Annotated in this window: 16 protein-coding genes; all 16 read left to right on the forward strand. The window is 71.2% G+C overall.

Annotated features, from left to right (window positions below; translation table 11 throughout):
* The first annotated feature begins 116 nt into the window (after positions 1-116).
* The 16 genes from pyrR (at position 117) to ACFPZ3_RS43535 (ending at position 20080) form a co-directional block, all read left to right on the forward strand.
* Complete coding sequence (pyrR, locus tag ACFPZ3_RS43460; RefSeq protein ID WP_379520236.1) at positions 117-677, forward strand: bifunctional pyr operon transcriptional regulator/uracil phosphoribosyltransferase PyrR; 561 nt, start codon at positions 117-119, stop codon at positions 675-677.
* On the forward strand, positions 674-1591 hold the full coding sequence (locus ACFPZ3_RS43465; protein WP_379520237.1) for an aspartate carbamoyltransferase catalytic subunit: 918 nt from the start codon (positions 674-676) through the stop codon (positions 1589-1591). The genes pyrR and ACFPZ3_RS43465 overlap by 4 nt, the downstream gene beginning before the upstream one ends.
* Complete coding sequence (locus ACFPZ3_RS43470) at positions 1588-2874, forward strand: dihydroorotase (RefSeq protein ID WP_379520238.1); 1287 nt, start codon at positions 1588-1590, stop codon at positions 2872-2874. The genes ACFPZ3_RS43465 and ACFPZ3_RS43470 overlap by 4 nt, the downstream gene beginning before the upstream one ends.
* Positions 2871-3977: a glutamine-hydrolyzing carbamoyl-phosphate synthase small subunit gene (carA, locus tag ACFPZ3_RS43475; protein ID WP_379520239.1), complete on the forward strand. Its 1107-nt coding sequence runs from the start codon at positions 2871-2873 to the stop codon at positions 3975-3977. The genes ACFPZ3_RS43470 and carA overlap by 4 nt, the downstream gene beginning before the upstream one ends.
* Positions 3964-7251 carry a carbamoyl-phosphate synthase large subunit gene (gene carB / locus ACFPZ3_RS43480; RefSeq protein ID WP_379520240.1) on the forward strand — a complete coding sequence of 1096 codons (3288 nt, stop codon included), beginning with the start codon at positions 3964-3966 and terminating at the stop codon, positions 7249-7251. The genes carA and carB overlap by 14 nt, the downstream gene beginning before the upstream one ends.
* 38 nt (positions 7252-7289) lie before the next feature.
* Entirely contained in the window at positions 7290-8141 is an 852-nt protein-coding gene (locus tag ACFPZ3_RS43485; protein ID WP_379520241.1) for a dihydroorotate dehydrogenase electron transfer subunit, read from the forward strand.
* Positions 8131-9108 carry a dihydroorotate dehydrogenase gene (locus ACFPZ3_RS43490; RefSeq protein WP_379520242.1) on the forward strand — a complete coding sequence of 326 codons (978 nt, stop codon included), beginning with the start codon at positions 8131-8133 and terminating at the stop codon, positions 9106-9108. The genes ACFPZ3_RS43485 and ACFPZ3_RS43490 overlap by 11 nt, the downstream gene beginning before the upstream one ends.
* A gap of 411 nt (positions 9109-9519) precedes the next feature.
* Positions 9520-10212, forward strand: a complete 693-nt coding sequence (gene pyrF / locus ACFPZ3_RS43495) for an orotidine-5'-phosphate decarboxylase (RefSeq protein ID WP_379520243.1) — start codon at positions 9520-9522, stop codon at positions 10210-10212.
* Positions 10213-11390: 1178 nt separating this feature from the next.
* Positions 11391-11714, forward strand: a complete 324-nt coding sequence (gene mihF / locus ACFPZ3_RS43500) for an integration host factor, actinobacterial type (RefSeq protein WP_379520244.1) — start codon at positions 11391-11393, stop codon at positions 11712-11714.
* Between the two features lie 121 nt (positions 11715-11835).
* Positions 11836-12423: a guanylate kinase gene (gmk, locus tag ACFPZ3_RS43505; RefSeq protein WP_379520392.1), complete on the forward strand. Its 588-nt coding sequence runs from the start codon at positions 11836-11838 to the stop codon at positions 12421-12423.
* Positions 12424-12428: 5 nt separating this feature from the next.
* Positions 12429-12698: a DNA-directed RNA polymerase subunit omega gene (gene rpoZ, locus ACFPZ3_RS43510; protein WP_345563770.1), complete on the forward strand. Its 270-nt coding sequence runs from the start codon at positions 12429-12431 to the stop codon at positions 12696-12698.
* Between the two features lie 8 nt (positions 12699-12706).
* Positions 12707-14185 (forward strand): bifunctional phosphopantothenoylcysteine decarboxylase/phosphopantothenate--cysteine ligase CoaBC, encoded by a 1479-nt coding sequence (gene coaBC, locus ACFPZ3_RS43515; RefSeq protein ID WP_379520245.1) that lies wholly within the window; start codon positions 12707-12709, stop codon positions 14183-14185.
* Positions 14186-14465: 280 nt separating this feature from the next.
* Positions 14466-14789, forward strand: coding sequence for a hypothetical protein (locus tag ACFPZ3_RS43520; protein WP_379520246.1), 324 nt, complete (start codon positions 14466-14468; stop codon positions 14787-14789).
* A 128-nt stretch (positions 14790-14917) separates the two neighbouring features.
* Positions 14918-16105 carry a methionine adenosyltransferase gene (gene metK / locus ACFPZ3_RS43525; RefSeq protein ID WP_379520247.1) on the forward strand — a complete coding sequence of 396 codons (1188 nt, stop codon included), beginning with the start codon at positions 14918-14920 and terminating at the stop codon, positions 16103-16105.
* Between the two features lie 341 nt (positions 16106-16446).
* Positions 16447-18561 carry a primosomal protein N' gene (locus ACFPZ3_RS43530; RefSeq protein ID WP_379520248.1) on the forward strand — a complete coding sequence of 705 codons (2115 nt, stop codon included), beginning with the start codon at positions 16447-16449 and terminating at the stop codon, positions 18559-18561.
* A gap of 49 nt (positions 18562-18610) precedes the next feature.
* Positions 18611-20080 carry a hypothetical protein gene (locus ACFPZ3_RS43535; RefSeq protein WP_379520249.1) on the forward strand — a complete coding sequence of 490 codons (1470 nt, stop codon included), beginning with the start codon at positions 18611-18613 and terminating at the stop codon, positions 20078-20080.
* The last annotated feature ends 34 nt before the right edge of the window (positions 20081-20114 follow it).

The raw sequence follows: 20114 nt of genomic DNA on the forward strand, positions 1-20114 counted from the left end.
GTAGAGTGCCAGGCGAGGGCACCCGAGTTGTAGCTGGTAGCCCCTGGTACTGTGTGTCCCGACCAACACCCTTTTAAGACCCGTCCCGTGAGGCGGGAAAGGTGGTGAGATTCGCCATGTCCGATTCCAGAGGCCCTGATTCGCGGGCTGTGCTCGAAGCCCCGGACATCCATCGGGCGCTGACCCGGATCGCGCACGAGATCCTCGAACGCACCAAGGGCGCCGGTGATGTCGTCCTCCTCGGCATCCCGACCCGAGGCGCCACGCTGGCCGTCCGGCTCGGCGACCGGATCGAGCAGTTCGAAGGCGTCAAGATCCCCGTCGGCTCGATCGACATCACGATGTACCGCGACGACCTCCGGCGCGGCCCGGTCCGGCCTCTCGGCCGTACCGAACTCCCGCCCGACGGCATCGACGGCAAGGTCGTCGTCCTCGTGGACGACGTCCTCTACTCCGGCCGCACCGTGCGCGCCGCGCTCGACGCGCTCAACGACCTCGGGCGGCCCACCGCCGTGCAGCTCGCCACGCTGGTCGACCGCGGCCACCGCGAGCTGCCCATCCGCGCCGACTACGTCGGCAAGAACCTGCCGACCGCCAAGAGCGAGAAGGTCAAGGTCTACCTGCAGGAGATCGACGGCCGCGACGCCGTGCTGCTCATGAAGGGGGGCGCCAAGTGAACCGGCACCTGATCTCCGCCGGAGACCTGGTCAAGGATGACGCGCTGCTCATCCTCGACACCGCCGAGGAGCTGGCGAGGGTCTCGGAACGTTCCATCAAGAAGCTGCCGACGCTGCGCGGGCGCACGGTGGTCAACCTGTTCTTCGAGGACTCGACGCGGACGCGGATCTCGTTCGAGGCGGCGGCCAAGCGGCTGTCCGCCGACGTGATCAACTTCTCCGCCAAGGGGTCGAGCGTGTCCAAGGGCGAGTCGCTCAAGGACACCGCGCTCACCCTGGAGGCCATGGGCGCCGACGCCGTCGTCATCCGCCACAGCGCCTCCGGCGCGCCGCACCGCCTGGCCAACTGGGTGCGCGGCAGCGTCGTCAACGCCGGCGACGGCACCCACGAGCACCCCACGCAGGCGCTGCTCGACGCCTTCTCCATGCGCCGCCGCCTGGGCAACCTGGAGGGGCGCAAGGTCACCATCGTCGGCGACGTGCTGCACAGCCGGGTCGCCCGCTCCAACGTGCTGCTGCTGCGCACGCTGGGCGCGGAGGTCACGCTGGTCGCGCCGCCCACGCTGCTGCCCGTCTCGGTGGCGACCTGGCCGTGCGAGGTGTCCTACGACCTCGACGCGGTGCTGCCCAAGTCCGACGTGTGCATGATGCTGCGGGTGCAGAAGGAGCGGATGAACGCCGCGTACTTCCCCAGCGAGCGGGAGTACTCCCGCCGCTACGGCCTGGACAGGGAGCGGTTCGCCAAGATGCCCGACGACTCGATCGTCATGCATCCGGGGCCGATGAACCGGGGCATGGAGATCGCGGCCGAGGTGGCCGACTCGGCGCGGTCCACGATCGTCGAACAGGTCGCCAACGGCGTGACCATCCGCATGGCCGTCCTGTACCTGCTGCTCGGGGGAGAGACCGCATGAACATCCGCAACGTCAGGATCCTCGGCGGGGAGCCCGCCGACATCCGGATCGCCGATGGGGTGATCGCCGAGATCGGGCCGCGGCTGGACGGTCGCGAGGGCATCGACGGGGAGGGCGCGATCGCGCTGCCCGGCCTCGTGGACCTGCACACGCACCTGCGCGAGCCCGGCCGCGAGGACGCCGAGACCGTGCAGACCGGCACCCAGTCGGCCGCCCGCGGCGGCTACACCGCCGTGCACGCCATGGCCAACACCTCGCCCGTCGCCGACACCGCGGGCGTGGTCGAGCAGGTGTGGCGGCTCGGCCGCGAGTTCGCGCACTGCGACGTGCATCCGGTCGGCGCCGTCACCGTCGGGCTGGAGGGCCGGCAACTCGCCGAACTGGGCGCGATGGCCGACTCCGCCGCCCGCGTGCGCGTCTTCTCCGACGACGGCAAGTGCGTGGACGACGCGGTGCTGATGCGCCGCGCCCTGGAGTACGTCAAGGCGTTCGACGGCGTCGTCGCCCAGCACGCCCAGGAGCCCAGGCTCACCTCCGGCGCCCAGATGAACGAGGGCGTCATCTCCGGCAGGCTCGGCCTGACCGGCTGGCCGGCCGTCGCGGAGGAGGCGATCATCGCCCGCGACTGCCTGCTGGCCGCCCACGTCGGCTCCCGGCTGCACGTCTGCCACGTCTCCACGGCGGGCTCGGTCGAGATCCTGCGCTGGGCCAAGTCCAAGGGCTGGAACGTCACCGCCGAGGTCACCCCGCACCACCTGCTGCTCACCGACGACCTGGTCGAGGAGTCGCCGGTGGGCGCCTACAACCCGATCTACAAGGTCAACCCGCCGCTGCGCACCCGCGCCGACGTCGAGGCGCTGCGCGCCGCGCTGGCCGACGGGACGATCGACATCGTGGCCACCGACCACGCCCCCCACCCGGTCGAGGACAAGGAGACCGAGTGGTCGGCCGCGGCCATGGGCATGGTCGGCCTGGAGACCGCGCTCAGCGTGGTCCAGGAGGCCATGGTCGAGACGGGCCTGCTCGACTGGGCCGGAGTGGCCCAGCGCATGTCCGTCGTGCCCGCCCGCATCGGCCGCCTGGCCGGGCAGGGCCAGACGCTGGAGGTGGGCGCTCCGGCCAACATCACGCTCTACGACCCGTCCGCGCGTACGAAGGTGGATCCTGCCGCCTTCGCGTCCAAGAGCAGGAACACCCCTTACGAGGGGATGACGCTGCCCGGCAGGGTAGTGGCGACGTTCCTGCGCGGCAGGCCGACCGTTCTCGAAGGGAAGCTGGTTTGAATACAGCGGTGCTCGTTCTGGAAGACGGCCGCGTCTTCCACGGATCCCCGTACGGCGCCGAAGGTGAGACGTTCGGCGAGATGGTCTTCAACACCGGCATGACCGGCTACCAGGAGACCCTGACAGACCCCTCCTACCACCGGCAGATCGTCGCCATGACGGCGCCGCACATCGGCAACACCGGCGTCAACGACGAGGACCCTGAGTCGGGCCGCGTCTGGGTGGCCGGCTACGTCGTACGCGAGCCGTCCAGGGTCGTCTCGAACTGGCGGGCCAACCGATCGCTCGACGACTACCTCAAGGAGCAGGGCGTCGTCGGCATCGCCATCCCCGGCACCCGCGCCCTCACCCGCCACCTGCGCGAGCGCGGCGCCATGCGCGCCGGGATCTTCACCGAGCCGGGCGTCCCGGTCGAGGAGCTCGTCGAGCGCGTACGCCACTCGCCCCGCATGGAGGGCGCCGACCTGGCGCGCGAGGTCGCCACGGGCGAGACCTACGTCGTGCCCGCGATCGGGGCCAAGCGCTTCACGGTGGCCGCCGTGGACCTGGGCATCAAGGGCATGACGCCGCACCGGATGGCCGAGCGGGGCTGCGAGGTGCACGTGCTGCCGGCGCAGGCCACCTACGAGCAGATCATGGCGGTCCGGCCCGACGGGGTGTTCTTCTCCAACGGGCCCGGCGACCCGGCCACGGCCGACGTCTCGGCGCTGCAGGGAGTGCTGGAGGCCAGGGTGCCCTTCTTCGGGATCTGCTTCGGCAACCAGCTCTTCGGGCGGGCCCTCGGGCTGTCCACGTACAAGTTGCGCTACGGCCACCGCGGCGTCAACCAGCCGGTCCAGGACGTGCGCACCGGGAAGGTGGAGATCTCGGCGCACAACCACGGGTTCGCGGTGGAGGCGCCGCTCGACGGGCCGTTCGAGACCCCGTACGGGCAGGCCGAGGTCAGCCACGTCAACCTCAACGACCGCTGCGTGGAGGGGCTGCGCCTGCTGGACGGGCCGGCCTTCAGCGTCCAGTACCACCCCGAGGCCGCCGCCGGTCCCCACGACGCCGCCTACCTTTTCGACGAGTTTTGCGAGGTCATGAGCCGTGCCCAAGCGTGAGGACATCAGGTCGGTCCTGGTGATCGGCTCTGGGCCGATCGTGATCGGCCAGGCGTGCGAGTTCGACTACTCCGGCACCCAGGCGTGCCGCGTGCTGCGGGCCGAGGGGTTCCGCGTGATCCTCGTCAACAGCAACCCGGCGACGATCATGACGGACCCCGAGTTCGCCGACGCCACGTACGTGGAGCCGATCACCCCCGAGTTCGTCGAGAAGATCATCGCCAAGGAGCGCCCCGACGCGCTGCTGCCCACGCTGGGCGGCCAGACCGCGCTCAACACCGCGGTCGCGCTGCACGAGTCGGGCGTGCTGGAGAAGTACGAGGTCGAGCTGATCGGCGCCGACTTCGACGCGATCCAGGCGGGGGAGAACCGCGAGCGGTTCAAGGAGATCGTCGCCAAGGTCGCCCGCGAGCAGGGCTTCAACGCCGAGTCGGCCAAGTCGGCCATCTGCCACACCATGGAGGACTGCCTGGCCGCCGCCGGTGAGCTGGGCTACCCCGTGGTGGTGCGCCCCTCGTTCACCATGGGCGGGGCGGGCTCCGGGTTCGCCTACCACGAGGAGGACCTGCGGCGCATCGCCGGCGCGGGGCTCGACGCCTCGCCGACCACCGAGGTGCTCCTGGAGGAGTCGATCCTCGGCTGGAAGGAGTACGAGCTGGAGGTCATGCGCGACATGGCCGACAACGTCGTCATCGTCTGCTCCATCGAGAACATCGACCCGATGGGCGTCCACACCGGCGACAGCGTCACCGTCGCGCCCGCGCTGACCCTGACCGACCGCGAATACCAGAACATGCGCGACGTCGCCATCGCCGTCATCCGCGAGGTCGGTGTCGACACCGGCGGCTGCAACATCCAGTTCGCGGTCGACCCGGCCACCGGACGCATGATCGTCATCGAGATGAACCCGCGCGTGTCCAGGTCGTCGGCGCTGGCGTCCAAGGCCACCGGCTTCCCGATCGCGAAGATCGCCGCCAAGCTGGCCATCGGCTACACGCTCGACGAGATCCCCAACGACATCACCAAGGAGACGCCGGCCTCCTTCGAGCCGACGCTCGACTACATCGTGGTCAAGGTGCCGCGGTTCGCCTTCGAGAAGTTCAGGGGCGCCGACCCGACGCTGACCACGCACATGAAGTCCGTGGGCGAGGCCATGGCCATCGGCCGCTCCTTCCCCGAGGCGTTGCAGAAGGCGCTGCGCTCGATGGAGAAGAAGGACTCCTCCTTCTCCTGGGCGGGCGACGTACAGCCCAAGGAGGAGCTCCTGGAGGCCTGCCGCACGCCGCACGACGGCCGGCTGCGCACGATGCAGCAGGCCATCAGGGCGGGCGCCACGCCCGGGGAGCTGTTCGACGCGACGAGCGTGGACCCCTGGTTCATCGACCAGCTCCTCCTGCTCCACGAGGAGGCCGAGGCGGTCTCCGGCGCGCCCGAGCTGACCGCCGAGGTGCTCGAACACGCCAAGCACCTCGGGTTCAGCGACGTGCAGATCGGCGAGATCCGCGGCATCGACGAGGCCAGGGTGCGCGACCTGCGGCACGCGCTCGGGCTGCGGCCGGTCTACAACACCGTCGACACGTGCGCGGCCGAGTTCGCCGCCAAGACGCCCTACCTCTACTCCACCTACGACGAGGAGAACGAGGTCCCGGACGGCGACCGGCCCAAGGTCATCATCCTCGGCTCCGGGCCCAACCGCATCGGGCAGGGCATCGAGTTCGACTACGCCTGCGTGCACGCCTCATTCGAGCTGGCCAGGGCCGGGTTCGAGACCGTCATGGTCAACTGCAACCCCGAGACCGTCTCGACCGACTACGACACCTCCGACCGGCTCTACTTCGAGCCGCTCACCCTGGAGGACGTCCTGGAGGTCGTCCACGCCGAGCAGCAGACAGGCCCGGTGGCGGGCGTGATCGTGCAGCTCGGCGGGCAGACGCCGCTCGGCCTCGCGCAGGCGCTCAAGGACGCGGGCGTGCCCGTGGTCGGCACCTCGCCCGAGTCCATCCACCTGGCCGAGGAGCGCGGCGCGTTCGGGCGGGTGCTGGCCGAGGCCGGCCTGCCCGCGCCCAAGCACGGCACGGCCGTGACCGTGGCCGAGGCCCAGGAGATCGCGGAGGAGATCGGCTACCCCGTGCTCGTCCGCCCCTCGTACGTGCTCGGCGGCGCCGGCATGGCCATCGTGTACGACGAGGAGACGCTCACCACGTACATGGCGGCCCAGGAGGGCGGCCACCCGGTGCTGGTGGACAAGTTCCTCGACGAGGCCGTCGAGATCGACGTGGACGCCCTCTACGACGGCCACGAACTTTACCTGGGCGGCGTCATGGAGCACATCGAGGAGGCCGGGATCCACTCCGGCGACTCGGCCTGCGCCCTGCCGCCCATCACGCTCGGCAGCGCCGACATCAAGGCCATCCGCGCCGCCACCGAGGCCATCGCCGCCGGGGTGGGCGTGCGCGGCCTGCTGAACGTCCAGTACGCCATGTCCGCCGGCGTCCTGTACGTCCTGGAGGCCAACCCGCGCGCCAGCCGTACCGTGCCGTTCGTGTCCAAGGCCACGGCGGTGCCGCTGGCCAAGGCGGCGGCCAGGGTGATGCTCGGCGCGTCGATCGCCTCGCTGCGCGAGGAGGGCATGCTGCCCGCCTCCGGCGACGGCGGCACGCTGCCCCTCGACGCGTCCATCGCGGTCAAGGAGGCGGTGCTGCCGTTCAACCGGTTCCGCGGCGTGGACATCGTCCTGGGGCCGGAGATGCGCTCCACGGGCGAGGTCATGGGCATCGACGCGCACTTCGGCGTGGCGTACGCCAAGTCCCAGGCGGGCGCCTATGGCGAACTGCCGACGAAGGGACGCGCGTTCGTATCCGTGGCCAACAGGGACAAGCGTGCGATGATCTTTCCTGTGAAGGCGCTGGCGGATCTCGGATTCGAGATCCTGGCCACCGAGGGGACCGCGGAGGTGCTGCGCCGCAACGGCGTCCATGCCAAGATCGTGCGAAAGCACAGCGAGGGGATCGGGCCCGGAGGTGAGCCTACGAGCGTGCAGTGCATTCTCGACGGCGAGGTCGATCTGATCGTCAACACGCCTTTCGGCAGCCCCGGGCAGTCGGGGCCGCGGCTCGACGGCTACGAGATCCGCACGGCCGCCGTGCTGCGCGGCATCCCGTGCATCACCACGGTCGCCGGGCTCGCCGCGGCGGCGGCGGGCATCCAGGCGACCGTACGCGGTGACATCGGCGTACGGTCCCTGCAGGAGCACGCACAGGCACTCCGGGGTTGACCCCGCACGGGAGGTGAAGACGACTGGCCGGTACACCGGTGCAGGTGACGGGCACGGTGCTGACGACGCGCCGGGTCGACGCCTACCATGCGCTGACGGTGGTGGCGCCCGGCATCGCCGAGCGTTACCGTCCCGGTCACTTCGTCTCCGTGGCGGTCGGCGGGGCGCACACGTCGATGGTGACGCGCCGCGCGCTGTCCATCCACGACGTGAAGGCCGACTACGGCGGCACGGTGGAGCTGGTCTTCACCATGCGCGGTCCCGGCACGGCATGGCTGGCCGAGCGGCGCGCCCGTGACACGCTCGACCTGGTCGGGCCGCTCGGGCGCCCGTTCCCGCTGCCGCGCGACCCGGTGAACTGCGTGCTGGTCGGCGCCGAATACGGCTCCGCCGTGCTGTTCCCGCTGGCCGACGCGCTGCTGGCGCGCGGCTGCCGGGTCGACTTCGTGCTCGGCGGGGCCGGGGCGGAGCGGGTGTTCGGGGCGATGCGGGCCCGCAGGATCTCCGAGACGACCACGCTGACCACCGAGGACGGCTCGCTCGGGCTGCGCGGCAAGGTCACCGACGCGCTGCCCTCGGTGATCGCCGACACGCGGGCCGACGCCGTCTACGCCTGCGCGCCCATGGAGACGCTGCGGGCGGTGACGGCGGTGGCGATGGAGTTCGACATCCCGGTGCAGGTGGCCGTCGAGGAGTCGATGGCCTGCGGGATCGGGGTGTGCATGACGTGCGTGCTGCCCGTCATCGGGGATGACGGGGCGACCAGGATGGTCAGGGCGTGCGCTGAGGGCCCGGTGTTCCGGGGGGAGCGGGTGCGGTTCGAGGACGTGGGAACGATCCCGTTCGACGCGCTCGGCGCCCCCGGAGGCGGTGCGCGACATGTCAGTTGATATGCGTACATTCCTGGCCCACGTGGAGCTGACCAACCCCATCACCACCGCCGCCGGCTGCGCCGCCTCGGGCCGCGAGCTGGCCCAGTTCTTCGACCTGCACCGGCTCGGCGCCCTGACCACCCGCTCGATCACCATGGCGGCGCGCGCGGGCCGGCCCACGCCGCGCATGGCCGAGACGCCCTCCGGCATGCTCAACGCCGTCGGCCTCCAGGGGCCCGGCATCGACGCGTTCCTGGAACGCGAACTGCCCTGGCTGGCCCAGCGGGGCATCAAGACCATCGTCTCGATCGGCGGGGGCACCGTCGCCGAGTATTCGGAGCTGGCCCGCAGGCTCGCCGACGCGCCCGGGGTGACCGCGCTGGAGGTCAACCTCTCCTGCCCGAACATGGAGGACCGCGGGCGCGTCTTCGCCCGCGAGGGCAGCGCCGCGGCCGAGGTCATCGCCTCCGTACGCTCCATCATGCGCTACGACGTGCCGGTCGTCGCCAAGCTCGCGCCCGACGTGGCCGACATCGTCTCCGTCGCCCGGGCCTGCGTGGACGCCGGGGCCGACGCGCTGTCCATGATCAACAATCCGCTGGGCATGGCCATCGACACCGAGGCGCTGCGTCCCTCGCTCGCCGCCGTCACCGGCGGTCTGTCGGGGCCCGCCATCCTGCCGCTGGCCGTACGGTGCGTCTGGCAGGTCCACGCCGCCCTCCCCGGGGTGCCGCTGATCGGCATCGGCGGGGTGATGAGCGGCAAGGACGCCTTCCAGCTGGTCCTGGCGGGCGCCTGCGCGGTCGGAGTGGGCACGGCGCTCTTCCACGACCCGTACGCGTGCCTGCGCATCGAGCGTGAGCTTGAGGACCTTCTGAGCGCCCGCGGGTTCCAGCGGCTGGCCGACGCGGTCGGGCTGGCGCACCGCCCGCCGGGGAGCGCGCCCCGGCACCTGCTGGTCGACACCGAGGAGGTCGCGCCGTGACTCTCGCCCCTCACTCCTCGGCCGCCGCACCCGAACCCGTGGCTCCTGGACCCCATGCCCTGGCGCCTGGACCCCATGCCCTGACTCCTGGACCCCATGCCCTGGCTCCTGGACCCCATGCCCTGGCTCCTGGACCCCATGCCCTGGCTCCTGGACCCCATGCCCTGGCCCCTGGATCGCAGGCCCTGGCCCCTGCACCGCAGGCCCTGGCCCCTGGACCACAGGTCGTGGCTCCTGGGCCCCAGGCATTGATCTCTGGACCTCAGGCACTCATTCCTGGACCGCGGGCTCTGACTTCTGGGCCCCAGGCATCGGCTCTCGGACCTCGGGCATGGATTCCTGGGCTCCAGGCTTCGGCTCCCGGAGCCCAGGAAAGCACGTTTTGACCCTCGCACCTCAGGAGCGCACGTCTTGACTCCCGCACCCATCGCCGTCGCTCTCGACGCCCCCGACCTGGAGACCGCCGCCCGGTGGGCCGCCCTGGTCACGCCCCATGTCAGCACGGTCAAGGTGGGACTGGAGCTCTACCTGCGCTACGGCCCCGACGTGATCGCCTCCGTACGCGGGGCCAGCGGCGTACGCGTGTTCCTCGACCTCAAGCTGCACGACATCCCCAACACCGTCGCCGGGGCCGCGCGGGCGGTGGCGCGCCTGCGGCCCGCGATCCTCACGGTGCACGCCGCTGGGGGCCCTGCCATGATCAGGGCCGCCGTGGAGGCCGCGCCGCACACCCAGATCGCCGCCGTGACCATCCTGACCTCCCTGACGGAGACCGACCTGGACCGCATCGGGGTCAAGGGGCCCGCCGACGACGCCGTCCGCCGGTTGGCAGCGCTGTCGGTCGAGGCGGGCGCCACCGCCCTCGTGTGCTCGCCCAACGAGGTCTCAGCGGTACGGGCGGAGGTGGGGGAGGGCATCACCCTCATCACCCCCGGAGTACGGCCCACAGGGGCCGCCACGCAGGACCAGATGCGGGTGGCGACGCCGGAGCAGGCGCTGGCCGACGGGGCGGACCTGCTGGTCATCGGCCGCCCCATCACGGGCTCCCCGGACCCGGGCGCGGCCGCCGCCGCCATCGCCGCCTCCCTCCGCCGCGCCACCTGACCACCGCCCACCTGCTACCGGGCTGACCCGCCGCGCCCCGCGACGTCGGCCCGCCCCGCCCGCTACCTGATGCCCAGCCGCTCCGCCGCGCCCCGCGATGTCGGCCCGCCCCGCTACCTGATGCCCGGCCACCCCCACCGCGCCACGTGATGGCGGATCGGCCCGCCCTACCTGACGCCGGCTGCTCCATCGAGCTACCTGACGCTTGGTCGCCCCGCTACCTGACGGTCGGCCGTTGCAGCGCGCCGCCTGACGTCTGGCTGGGCGCCGTTCGCGGGCGCCGGGCTCCGCCGTACCGCCTCTCGCCGTTGCGGCGCTTGGGATGGCCGGGTGTGCACGCACACAGCCGATCCGCCGACGCGCCATCGACGGACCTCCGACGTGCACCCACGCGCCGCCGACGTGCCTCGCACGCGCCACCGACGTGCCGCCGACGTGCCGTGCACGCGGCTCAGCGCACCAGGGGGCGGCGCTGTTGGTGTGTGCGCCGGTCCTCCGTCCGTGGGATCTGCGCCGTTGCGCTGCCCCGCGTTCTGCGCCGTGCGGGATCGCGCTGCTTCCCGGCCGCTTGGTGCATACCGGCGCTGGCTGCCGTGACTACGCCGTTCGGTTGTGTGGGCGTCGTGCCGACCCCGATTGGTCGTGCCTGCGTCGTTCTTTGTGGTGGTCATTGTGACGCGCCGATTGATTCGCCTGTGTTCGTGCGCCGGCGCCGTACCGCCGCGTGGAAATGCCGCTGTGATGGTGCGCGATCAACCCCGTCACTCTCGCTTTGAGAGGGCGGGTGTGCCAAACGCTCGACCGAGGACAAAAGCGCCTCGGACGGCGGAGCTGACAAATGTGCCTGGCAGCCCCCGCTAACAAGATCATAAGGCATCTGTGCGGACGCCGTGACACCATCGCGCCGTCGGGTTTCGGCCCTGGTGCGGGCGGGGTTTCGGACATAGGGCGATGACGGGATTGTGATCATCGTTGCGTTTCGCGACACCGGCGCGAGCCGACGCGCGAAGACGGATGTGAGGGCGATTTGATCAGCACAATGTGATTTTACGAATACGGAGAGTGATGAAGTGGATTTTGTGGCGAGAGAAACCGCTCTTGACGTTGCTTAGGGGGCGATGACCAGCTAGTTTCCCTTCCCGTCCGAGTACATCGACAGAAATTCGAGGTGACCCGGCGTGGCTCTTCCTCCCCTGACCCCTGAGCAGCGCGCCGCAGCCCTGGAGAAGGCTGCCAAGGCCCGTAAAGAGCGTGCCGAGGTCAAGAACCGGCTCAAGCATGGCGCGGTTTCTCTGGCTGAGGTGCTTAAAGGTGGGCAGACCGACGACGTCATCGGCAAGATGAAGGTGTCGGCTTTGTTGGAATCGCTCCCTGGCGTGGGCAAGGTCCGCGCCAAGCAGCTCATGGAGCGGCTTGCCATTGCCGAGTCCCGCCGTGTGCGGGGTCTCGGTGCGAACCAGAGGGCCTCCCTCGAGCGCGAGTTCGGTGGCAACGAGAGCTAATCTCTGTTCCACACGAAAGCGCAGGTTCAATGGGGGGTAGGAAGTGACCGACAGGTCCTGGTCCGGCGATGTCAGTGCCTATGAGGCGGTCGGATCGGGAGCCGAGGTCGGCTTCCCGCCCCTGAGTGAAAGACGGCTGACGGTCCTTTCCGGGCCGTCGGGCGTCGGTAAGTCCACGGTCGTCGCCGAGCTCCGGCGGGCACACCCAGAGGTGTGGCTGTCGGTCTCGGTGACTACCAGGAGACCCCGGCCCGGCGAGGTCAACGGGGTGCACTACTTCTTCGTCGACGGCGAGGAGTTCGACCGTCTCGTGGAGGCGGGTGAGCTGCTCGAATGGGCGGAGTTCGCGGGCAACCGCTACGGCACGCCACGCGAGCCGGTGCTGAAGAAACTCGCCGAGGGCGTACCGACTCTGCTCGAGATCGACCTCGAGGGAGCCAGGCAGGTGCGCCGGAGCATGCCGGAGGCGCTGCTGGTGTTCCTGGCCCCGCCCACCTGGGAGGAGCTGGAGAAGCGGCTGCGCGGGCGCGGCACCGAGCCGGAGGACGTCATCGCACGCCGTCTGGAGGCCGGGCACGTCGAGATGGCCGCGGAATCGGAATTCGACCTGACTTTGGTGAACACGAGCGTCCAAGGCGTGTGCCACCGGCTGATAGCCTTGATGACTGACCCTCAGGGGGTCACGACAACCACCAACCGAGAGGTCTGACGATCGTGGCAGGCACCACCCCGGCCGCGGAGGGCATCACCAACCCGCCGATCGACGCGCTGCTCGACATTGTCGACAGCAAATACTCACTGGTGATCATGGGTGCGAAGCGCGCCCGCCAGATCAACGCCTACTACTCCCAGCTCGGCGAGGGCCTGCTCGAATACGTCGGGCCGCTGGTCGAGACGCACGCTCAGGAGAAGCCGCTGTCCATCGCGCTGCGCGAGGTCGCCGAGGGCCTGCTCAACGCCGAGCCCATCGAAGGCGCGGTCTGACCCCTTCGATGAAGGTCGTCCTGGGTGTCAGTGGCGGCATCGCCGCGTACAAGGTGTGCGAGTTGCTGCGCCTGTTCACCGAGTCCGGCCACGAGGTGCGGGTCGTCCCGACCCGCGAGGCACTGAAGTTCGTGGGCGCGCCCACCTGGGCCGCCCTGTCGGGCAATCCCGTGTCGGCCGAGGTGTGGGACGACGTTCACGAGGTGCCCCACGTACGGATCGGCAAGCGGGCCGACCTCGTCGTGGTGGCGCCCGCGACCGCCGACGTGCTCGCCAGGGCGGCGCACGGGCTGGCGGGCGACCTGCTCACCAACACGCTGCTGACGGCCACGTGCCCGGTCGTCTTCGCGCCCGCGATGCACACCGAGATGTGGCAGCACGCGGCCACCCGCGCCAACGTCGCGACGCTGCGCGAGCGGGGCGCCGTCGTGATCGACCCGGCGGTGGGCCGTCTCACCGGCGCCGACACAGGCCCCGGGCGGCTGCCCGATCCCGCCGAGATCTTCCAGGTCTGCCTGCGCGTGCTGCGCGGCCGGCCCCGCGACCTGGCCGGGCGTAAAGTCGTCGTCTCCGCCGGCGGCACCCGCGAGGCCATCGACCCCGTCCGCTACATCGGCAACCGCTCCTCGGGGCTGCAGGGCTACGCCCTGGCCCGCACGGCCGCCGCACGGGGCGCCGAGGTGACCCTGGTGGCGGCGAACGTCACGCTTCCCGATCCCGCCGGGTCCACGGTGGTGCGGGTGGAGTCCACGGCCGAACTGCGCGAGGCCGTGCTGGCCGCCTCGGCCGGCGCCGACGTGGTCGTCATGGCCGCCGCTGTGGCCGACTTCAGGCCCGCGACGCGGCACGACGCCAAGATCAAGAAGACGGACGGCGAACCTGACGCCATCCTGCTGGTCAAGAACCCCGACATCCTCGCCGAACTGGGCGAGCGCCGCCGCCAGGCGCGCGCGGCACTCGCGGGCGGACGTTCGTCCGGGGGTGTGACGCCCGCGACAGGGGACACGCGCGGGGGTACGGCTCACGTGGCGCCTGCGGCAGGGGACATGCCCGGGAGCGCGGCTCACGTGACGCCCGCGGCAGGGGACACGCGCGGGGGTACGGCTCACGTGACACCCGCGGAGGGGAACACGCCCGGGAGTGCGGCTCACGTGGCTCATGCGGCAGGGGCCACGCCCGGGGCTGCGATGCGCGCGGACGGGGACACGGTGCGCGCGGACGGGAGTCCGGCCGGGACGCGGCCTCAGGTGATCGTCGGGTTCGCGGCCGAGACGCATGACGTGCTCGCCAACGGGCAAGCCAAGCTGGCGCGCAAGGGCTGCGATCTGCTGGTCGTCAACCAGGTGGGCGAGGGGCTGGCCTTCGGGACGCCCGACAACGCGGCCACCGTGCTGGTGGCGGGGGGCGATCCGGTCGAGGTGCCGTTCGGGCCCAAGGAGGACGTGGCCGACGCCGTGTGGGATCTGGTGGCCACCCGCCTCTCCTAGAGCCTTCGGGCCGGACCTTGCCGTCCCTTGCCGGGCGAACCGTTCCCTCTGGGGCCCTCATGGCGGCATTGCGCATCTTCCAAGAAACCCCGGCAGCACCTTCTGTCCCTTAAGTCATCTGAAATGGCTGCATAAGGGACATGAAGCCCATCTAGCGTACAAAGCGTGCAGAACCGATTACTCGATCACCTGTTGCAACACCCCCGTGCGCCTGCGGATACTTGGTGCAAAGGGGGATGGAATGCCGGTGGGTTCTGCTGTCAGGGATCGTTGTAGAACATTGCTCGGCGACCAAGGGGAGATTCATTACGTCTTCCCCGCTTTCTCCGCGGGGGTGGCGGCGACAGGGAACTTCCTGATCGTGGTCACCGATGCGGCCATATCCATCCTGGCCACCAGGACGCTCAGGACGGACAGGCCGGTGTCGGTGTTCGCGGAGTTCCCGCGGGACACCAGACTCGGGCCGATCCTGCCGGGCCACGTACTGGAGCTGGGTTCGATGGTGTTCGAGTTCGATGAGGAGTACGCCGCGGTGGTGTCGGCCGCCGACGCGGAGATCTTCGCGCCGGAGACGTTGCCCCCCGACCCCCTGCCCGAGCTGTGATGGGAGCCAGATGGTGGACAGTTTCGCGACCTGCCGCCGGGTAGGGCTAGACTTCGTCGAGGCCCAGGCACGCCCATCCGTCCCGGGCCTTACATCCGTCAGCAGCCGCTGCATGAGGAGCCACTGAGTTGTCACGTCGCCTGTTCACCTCCGAGTCGGTCACCGAGGGCCACCCGGACAAGATCGCCGACCAGATCAGTGACGCGATTCTCGACACCATGCTCAAGGACGACCCCAAGAGCCGGGTCGCCGTCGAGACGCTCATCACTACCGGCCAGGTCCACGTCGCAGGCGAGGTCACGACCGAGACCTACGTCGACATTCCCGGCGTCATCCGCGAGAAGATCCTTGAGATCGGCTACGACGCCTCCCACAAGGGCTTCGACGGTGCCTCGTGCGGCGTGTCGGTGTCCATCGGCGCCCAGTCGCCCGACATCGCCCAGGGCGTGGACGACGCCTATGAGCACCGGGTGAGCGGCGACGACGACGAGCTCGACCGCCAGGGCGCCGGCGACCAGGGCATCATGTTCGGCTACGCCTGCCGTGAGACCCCCGAGCTGATGCCGCTGCCGATCACGCTGGCCCACCGGCTGGCCCAGCGCCTGTCCGAGGTGCGCAAGACCGGCACGGTCCCCTACCTGCGTCCCGACGGCAAGACCCAGGTCACGATCGAGTACGACGGCGACACGCCCGTCCGCCTCGACACCGTGGTCGTCTCCACGCAGCACGCGGCCGAGATCGACCTCAAGGAGATGCTGACGCCCGACATCAAGGAGCACGTGGTCGACCCCGTGCTCGCGGGCCTCGACATCGACATCGAGGGCTACCGCCTGCTGGTCAACCCGACCGGCCGCTTCGAGATCGGCGGCCCGATGGGCGACGCCGGCCTCACCGGGCGCAAGATCATCATCGACACCTACGGCGGCATGGCCCGCCACGGTGGCGGCGCCTTCTCCGGCAAGGACCCGTCCAAGGTCGACCGCTCGGCCGCCTACGCCATGCGCTGGGTCGCCAAGAACGTCGTCGCGGCCGGGCTCGCCGACCGTTGCGAGGTCCAGGTGGCCTACGCGATCGGCAAGGCCCAGCCGGTGGGCCTGTTCGTCGAATGCTTCGGCACCGAGAAGCTGCCGGTGGAGAAGATTCAGCAGGCCGTGCTGCAGGTGTTCGACCTGCGTCCGGCCGCGATCATCCGCGACCTCGACCTGCTGCGCCCGATCTACTCCGAGACCGCCGCCTACGGGCACTTCGGCCGCGAGGGCTTCTCCTGGGAGTCCACCGACCGCGCCGAGTCCCTGAGGACCGCCGCCGGTCTGTGAGCCCCGCGTGCCGACCGGTGCCGCCGCTCTGGATGAGGCGGCGCCGGCCGGTCAGGACGGCCGCATGCGAGGCGAGCACGCGCAGCCGCCGATGTCTGTTCCCGAGGCCGCCAGGAGGCGGTCTCCGACGCTGTCGCCCCGATGGACGCCAGATGGTCTCTGGCACGGCCACTCTGGTGGACACCAGGCGGTCTCTGGCACGGCCACTCCGGTGGACGCCAGGCGGTCTCTGACGCTTGCCGCCCCGGTGGGCGCGGTGAGCGCCGGTGCCGCCGTTCGGCGCGCCCCCGGCCGTCAGGTCGCGCGCGATGCCGAGGGCGGGGGTCTGGTAGACGTTATGCGTGACCCAGCCCTCCGACGACGCCCTCCTGCCGCTCGAAGCCGTGCGGCCCCCGGCGCCGACGAAGGACACCTCGAAGGACACCAAGGGCGCCCCCGTCCCCGCCCCCGAGAACCCCGTGGCCCGGGTCGCGGTGGACAGCCCGCTGCCGCACCTCGACCGCCTCTTCGACTACCTGGTGCCCGCGCCCCTGCATGAGACGGCCGAGCCGGGAGTCCGCGTGCGGGTCCGCTTCGCGGGCAAGCTCGTCGACGGGTTCCTGCTGGAGCGGGCGGCCGAGAGCGAGCACGAGGGCAGGCTCACCCCCCTCGAACGCGTGGTGTCCCCCGAGCGCGTGCTCACCCCCGAGATCTCCGGCCTGGCCAGGGCGGTCGCCGACCGGTACGCCGGCACCCTGACCGACGTGCTGCGCCTGGCCATCCCGCCCCGCCACGCCAAGGCCGAGGCAGAGCCCCCCAAAGAGCCCCCCAAAGAACCCCCCAAGGAGACTCCCCAAAAGCCTTCCCAAGAGCCTTCCCGTGAAGAAGAACCGGCGAGCGCCTGGGATGCGTACCCGACCGGCCCCTCCTTCCTCGACGCCCTGCGCGACGGCCGCGCACCGAGGGCCGTGTGGTCGGCGCTGCCCGGCGCGAAGGGATGGGCGGGCCCCGTGGCCGAGGCCGTGCGCGCCACGCTGGACGGCGGCAGGGGAGCGGTCGTCGTGGTCCCCGACGGCAAGGACGTGGCGCTGGCCGACGCCGAGTTCGGGCGGCTGCTCGGCCCCGGCAGGCACGTGGCGCTCACCGCCGACCTGGGCCCGGCGGAACGGTACAGGCGGTGGCTGAAGCTGCTGAGAGGTCAGGTGAGGGCCGTCGTCGGCACCCGGGCCACCATGTTCGCCCCCGTCGCCGATCTCGGCCTGGTGGCCATCTGGGACGACGGGGACGACCTGCACGCCGAGCGGCTGGCGCCGTACCCGCATGCCAGGGAGGTGCTCGGGCTGCGCGCCCACAGGACCGGGGCCGCGATGCTGATCGGCGGCTACGCGCGCACGGCGGAGGCCACCCAGCTCGTCGCCACCCGCTGGGCCAGGCCGATCGTGGCCGCCCGCACGACGATCAGGAGCCTGGCTCCCCGCGTACACCCCTCAGGCGAGGACGCGGAACTGGCCAGGGACCAGGCCGCCCGCCAGGCCCGTCTGCCCAGCATCGCCTGGCGGGCCCTGCGCCACGGCCTGGACAGCGGCCCCGTGCTCGTACAGGTGCCCAGGCGCGGCTATCTGCCCGCCCTGGCCTGCCACCACTGCCGCACCCCCGCCCGCTGCGTCCTGCCGCCCACCCGGAACGCCGCCCAGCTCGCGGAGGCCCCCTTGTGCCACGGCCCGCTCGCGCTCAGGGGCGGCCACGCGGCCCCCTACTGCCGCTGGTGCGGCCGGGTGGACGCGGACTGGCGCTGCCCGTCCTGCGGCAGTCCCCGGCTGCGCGCGGTGGTCACCGGCGCCAGGCGTACCGCCGAGGAACTCGGCAGGGCCTTCCCCTCCGTACTGGTGCGCACCTCCGGCCGTGACGGCGTCCTGGCGACCGTGCCCGCCGCCCGCGCGCTGGTCGTGGCCACCCCCGGAGCCGAGCCCGTGGCGGAGGGGGGCTACGCGGCCGCCGTGCTGCTGGACGGGTGGGCGCTGCTCGGGCGGGCCGACCTGCGGGCGGCCGAGGAGACGGTGCGCCGGTGGATGAACGCCGCCGCCCTCCTGCGCCCCGCCGCCGAACTGGTGGTGCTCGGTGACGCCGCGCTGCCCGCCGTACAGGCTCTGCTCAGGTGGGATCCGATCACCCACGCCGAGCGCGAGCTCGGCGACCGCGCCGAGCTGGGGTTCCCGCCGGCGGTGCGGATGGCGACGCTCACCGGCGTGGCGAGCGCGGTCAGGCAGATGCTCGACGAGGTACGCCTCCCGCCGGACGCCCAGATCCTCGGCCCCGTGCCGGTGGACGAGTCCGGCCAGGAACGCGCCATGATCCGGGTCCACCGGGCCGGCGGCGCCGCGCTGGCCGCCGCGCTCAAGGGGGCCAGCGGGGTACGCGCGGCGCGTAAGACACCAGATGTCGTGAGGGTGAGTGTCGACCCTCTCGACCTGATTTAGACCGTTTCCCCGATTCGCTCATCCGTTGGCCAGCCGTTAGCGTGCCCCTGTGTCGATCGAATGGGTGAACCAGGCCATCGACGACCTGCGCGCTTGGGGGCGCGCGCGGGAAGTCGAAGTGGACGCGGACGAGGTCCGCCTGCTCTGCGACTACGCCAGCGACTACCTCAACGTCAACGAGCTGGGGGATTTCACGCCCGAGACCTTCGAGGAGCTGCTCCTGTCCATCTATCCGCGCAAGGTCATCGCCCCGCCGGAGAGTGCTCAGGAGACCATCGCCGCCGCCCGCACGTTCGTCGACTACCTCAGTGAGGACCGTCGGGTGAGCTGGGCCAAGGTGCAGAGCATGCGCGAGCGGCTCGACGACATCGCGCCCCGCATGCCGGAGGCCCTCGCCGACACGGCGAACTTCGGCATGGCCAAGAGCCTGTTCAGCTCCATCGGACCCGAATCGCTCGAGCAGTCGATCGCCATCCCCTCAGGCGAGCTGCCCGACCTGGGCGAGGCGCCCTGCGACTGCCCCGGCTGCGCGCCGCTGCCCGCCGTGCGCCTGGCCGCGCCCGAGGACCTGATCGCCGCGCTGGCGACCGTGCCGATGCTGGCCGTGGAGCCCCTGCCCGGCGGCGACGACCCGCTGAGCGCCTGGGCGGCGCGCGTCGCCCGCGTGCTCGACCAGGACACCGGCGGCGCGATCACCGGCTCGGCCGAGCTCGACGAGGGGCTCTACGACCTGTTCGACATGCTCTACCGGCTCCAGGTGCGGGTGCCCGTCACCGTCATCGGCGACTACCTCGACGAGATCGCCGGCGACGGAGAGATCGACCTGCCCGCCGTGCTCGGCCGGCTGGAGTGGTCCGGCCTGCTCCGCCTCACGGGCGACGACGCGGAGCTCACGCCGCCGGCTGTCTGGGCGCTGCGCGAGCACTACCTGTCACTCGGCGTCGAGGCTCCCGAGGCGCCCGACCTGGCCGAGGGCGACGCGCGCGGGCTCATCGAGGGCCTGCTCGAAGGCATGCCCACCGAGCTCGCCGAGGACGACATCACCCGCTGGCTGGACGGCCGGGTGCCCGGCGAGGCCGCCGCGGAGCTGCTGTCCGCCGCCTCCGGCGCGCCCGCCGTGGCCCGCGGCATCGCCATCACCATCGTCGACCGGCTCGGCCGCGAGGCCGAGGGCGAAATACGCGACTACCTCGACGACCAGGAGCTGCGGCCGCACGTCATCCACTGGCTGGCCGCCAGGGGCCTGCCCGCGCCGCCGCTCACCCAGGAGGAGATGCTCTGGGTCAGCGTCGACATGCTGGCCCTGGCCATGCCCGCCGCCGACGAGGACCCCGAGATCTTCGCCGAGAACATGGCCGCCTCCGGCCCGCCCGCCCACCTCATCGAGGAAATGTGGCGGGTCGATCACCCCGACGTCGTCGAGGTTCTCGAGCTGCTCGGACGCTCGATCCCCGACGGCACGCTCGCCAAGGCGGCGCGCAAGGCGGCGTTCAAAGCCCGGTCCAGAGCCATCCGTTGAGTACGCTCCTGTGACCGGTGTGCAGTAAGTTTCG

The sequence above is a fragment of the Nonomuraea insulae genome (assembly GCF_042656245.1).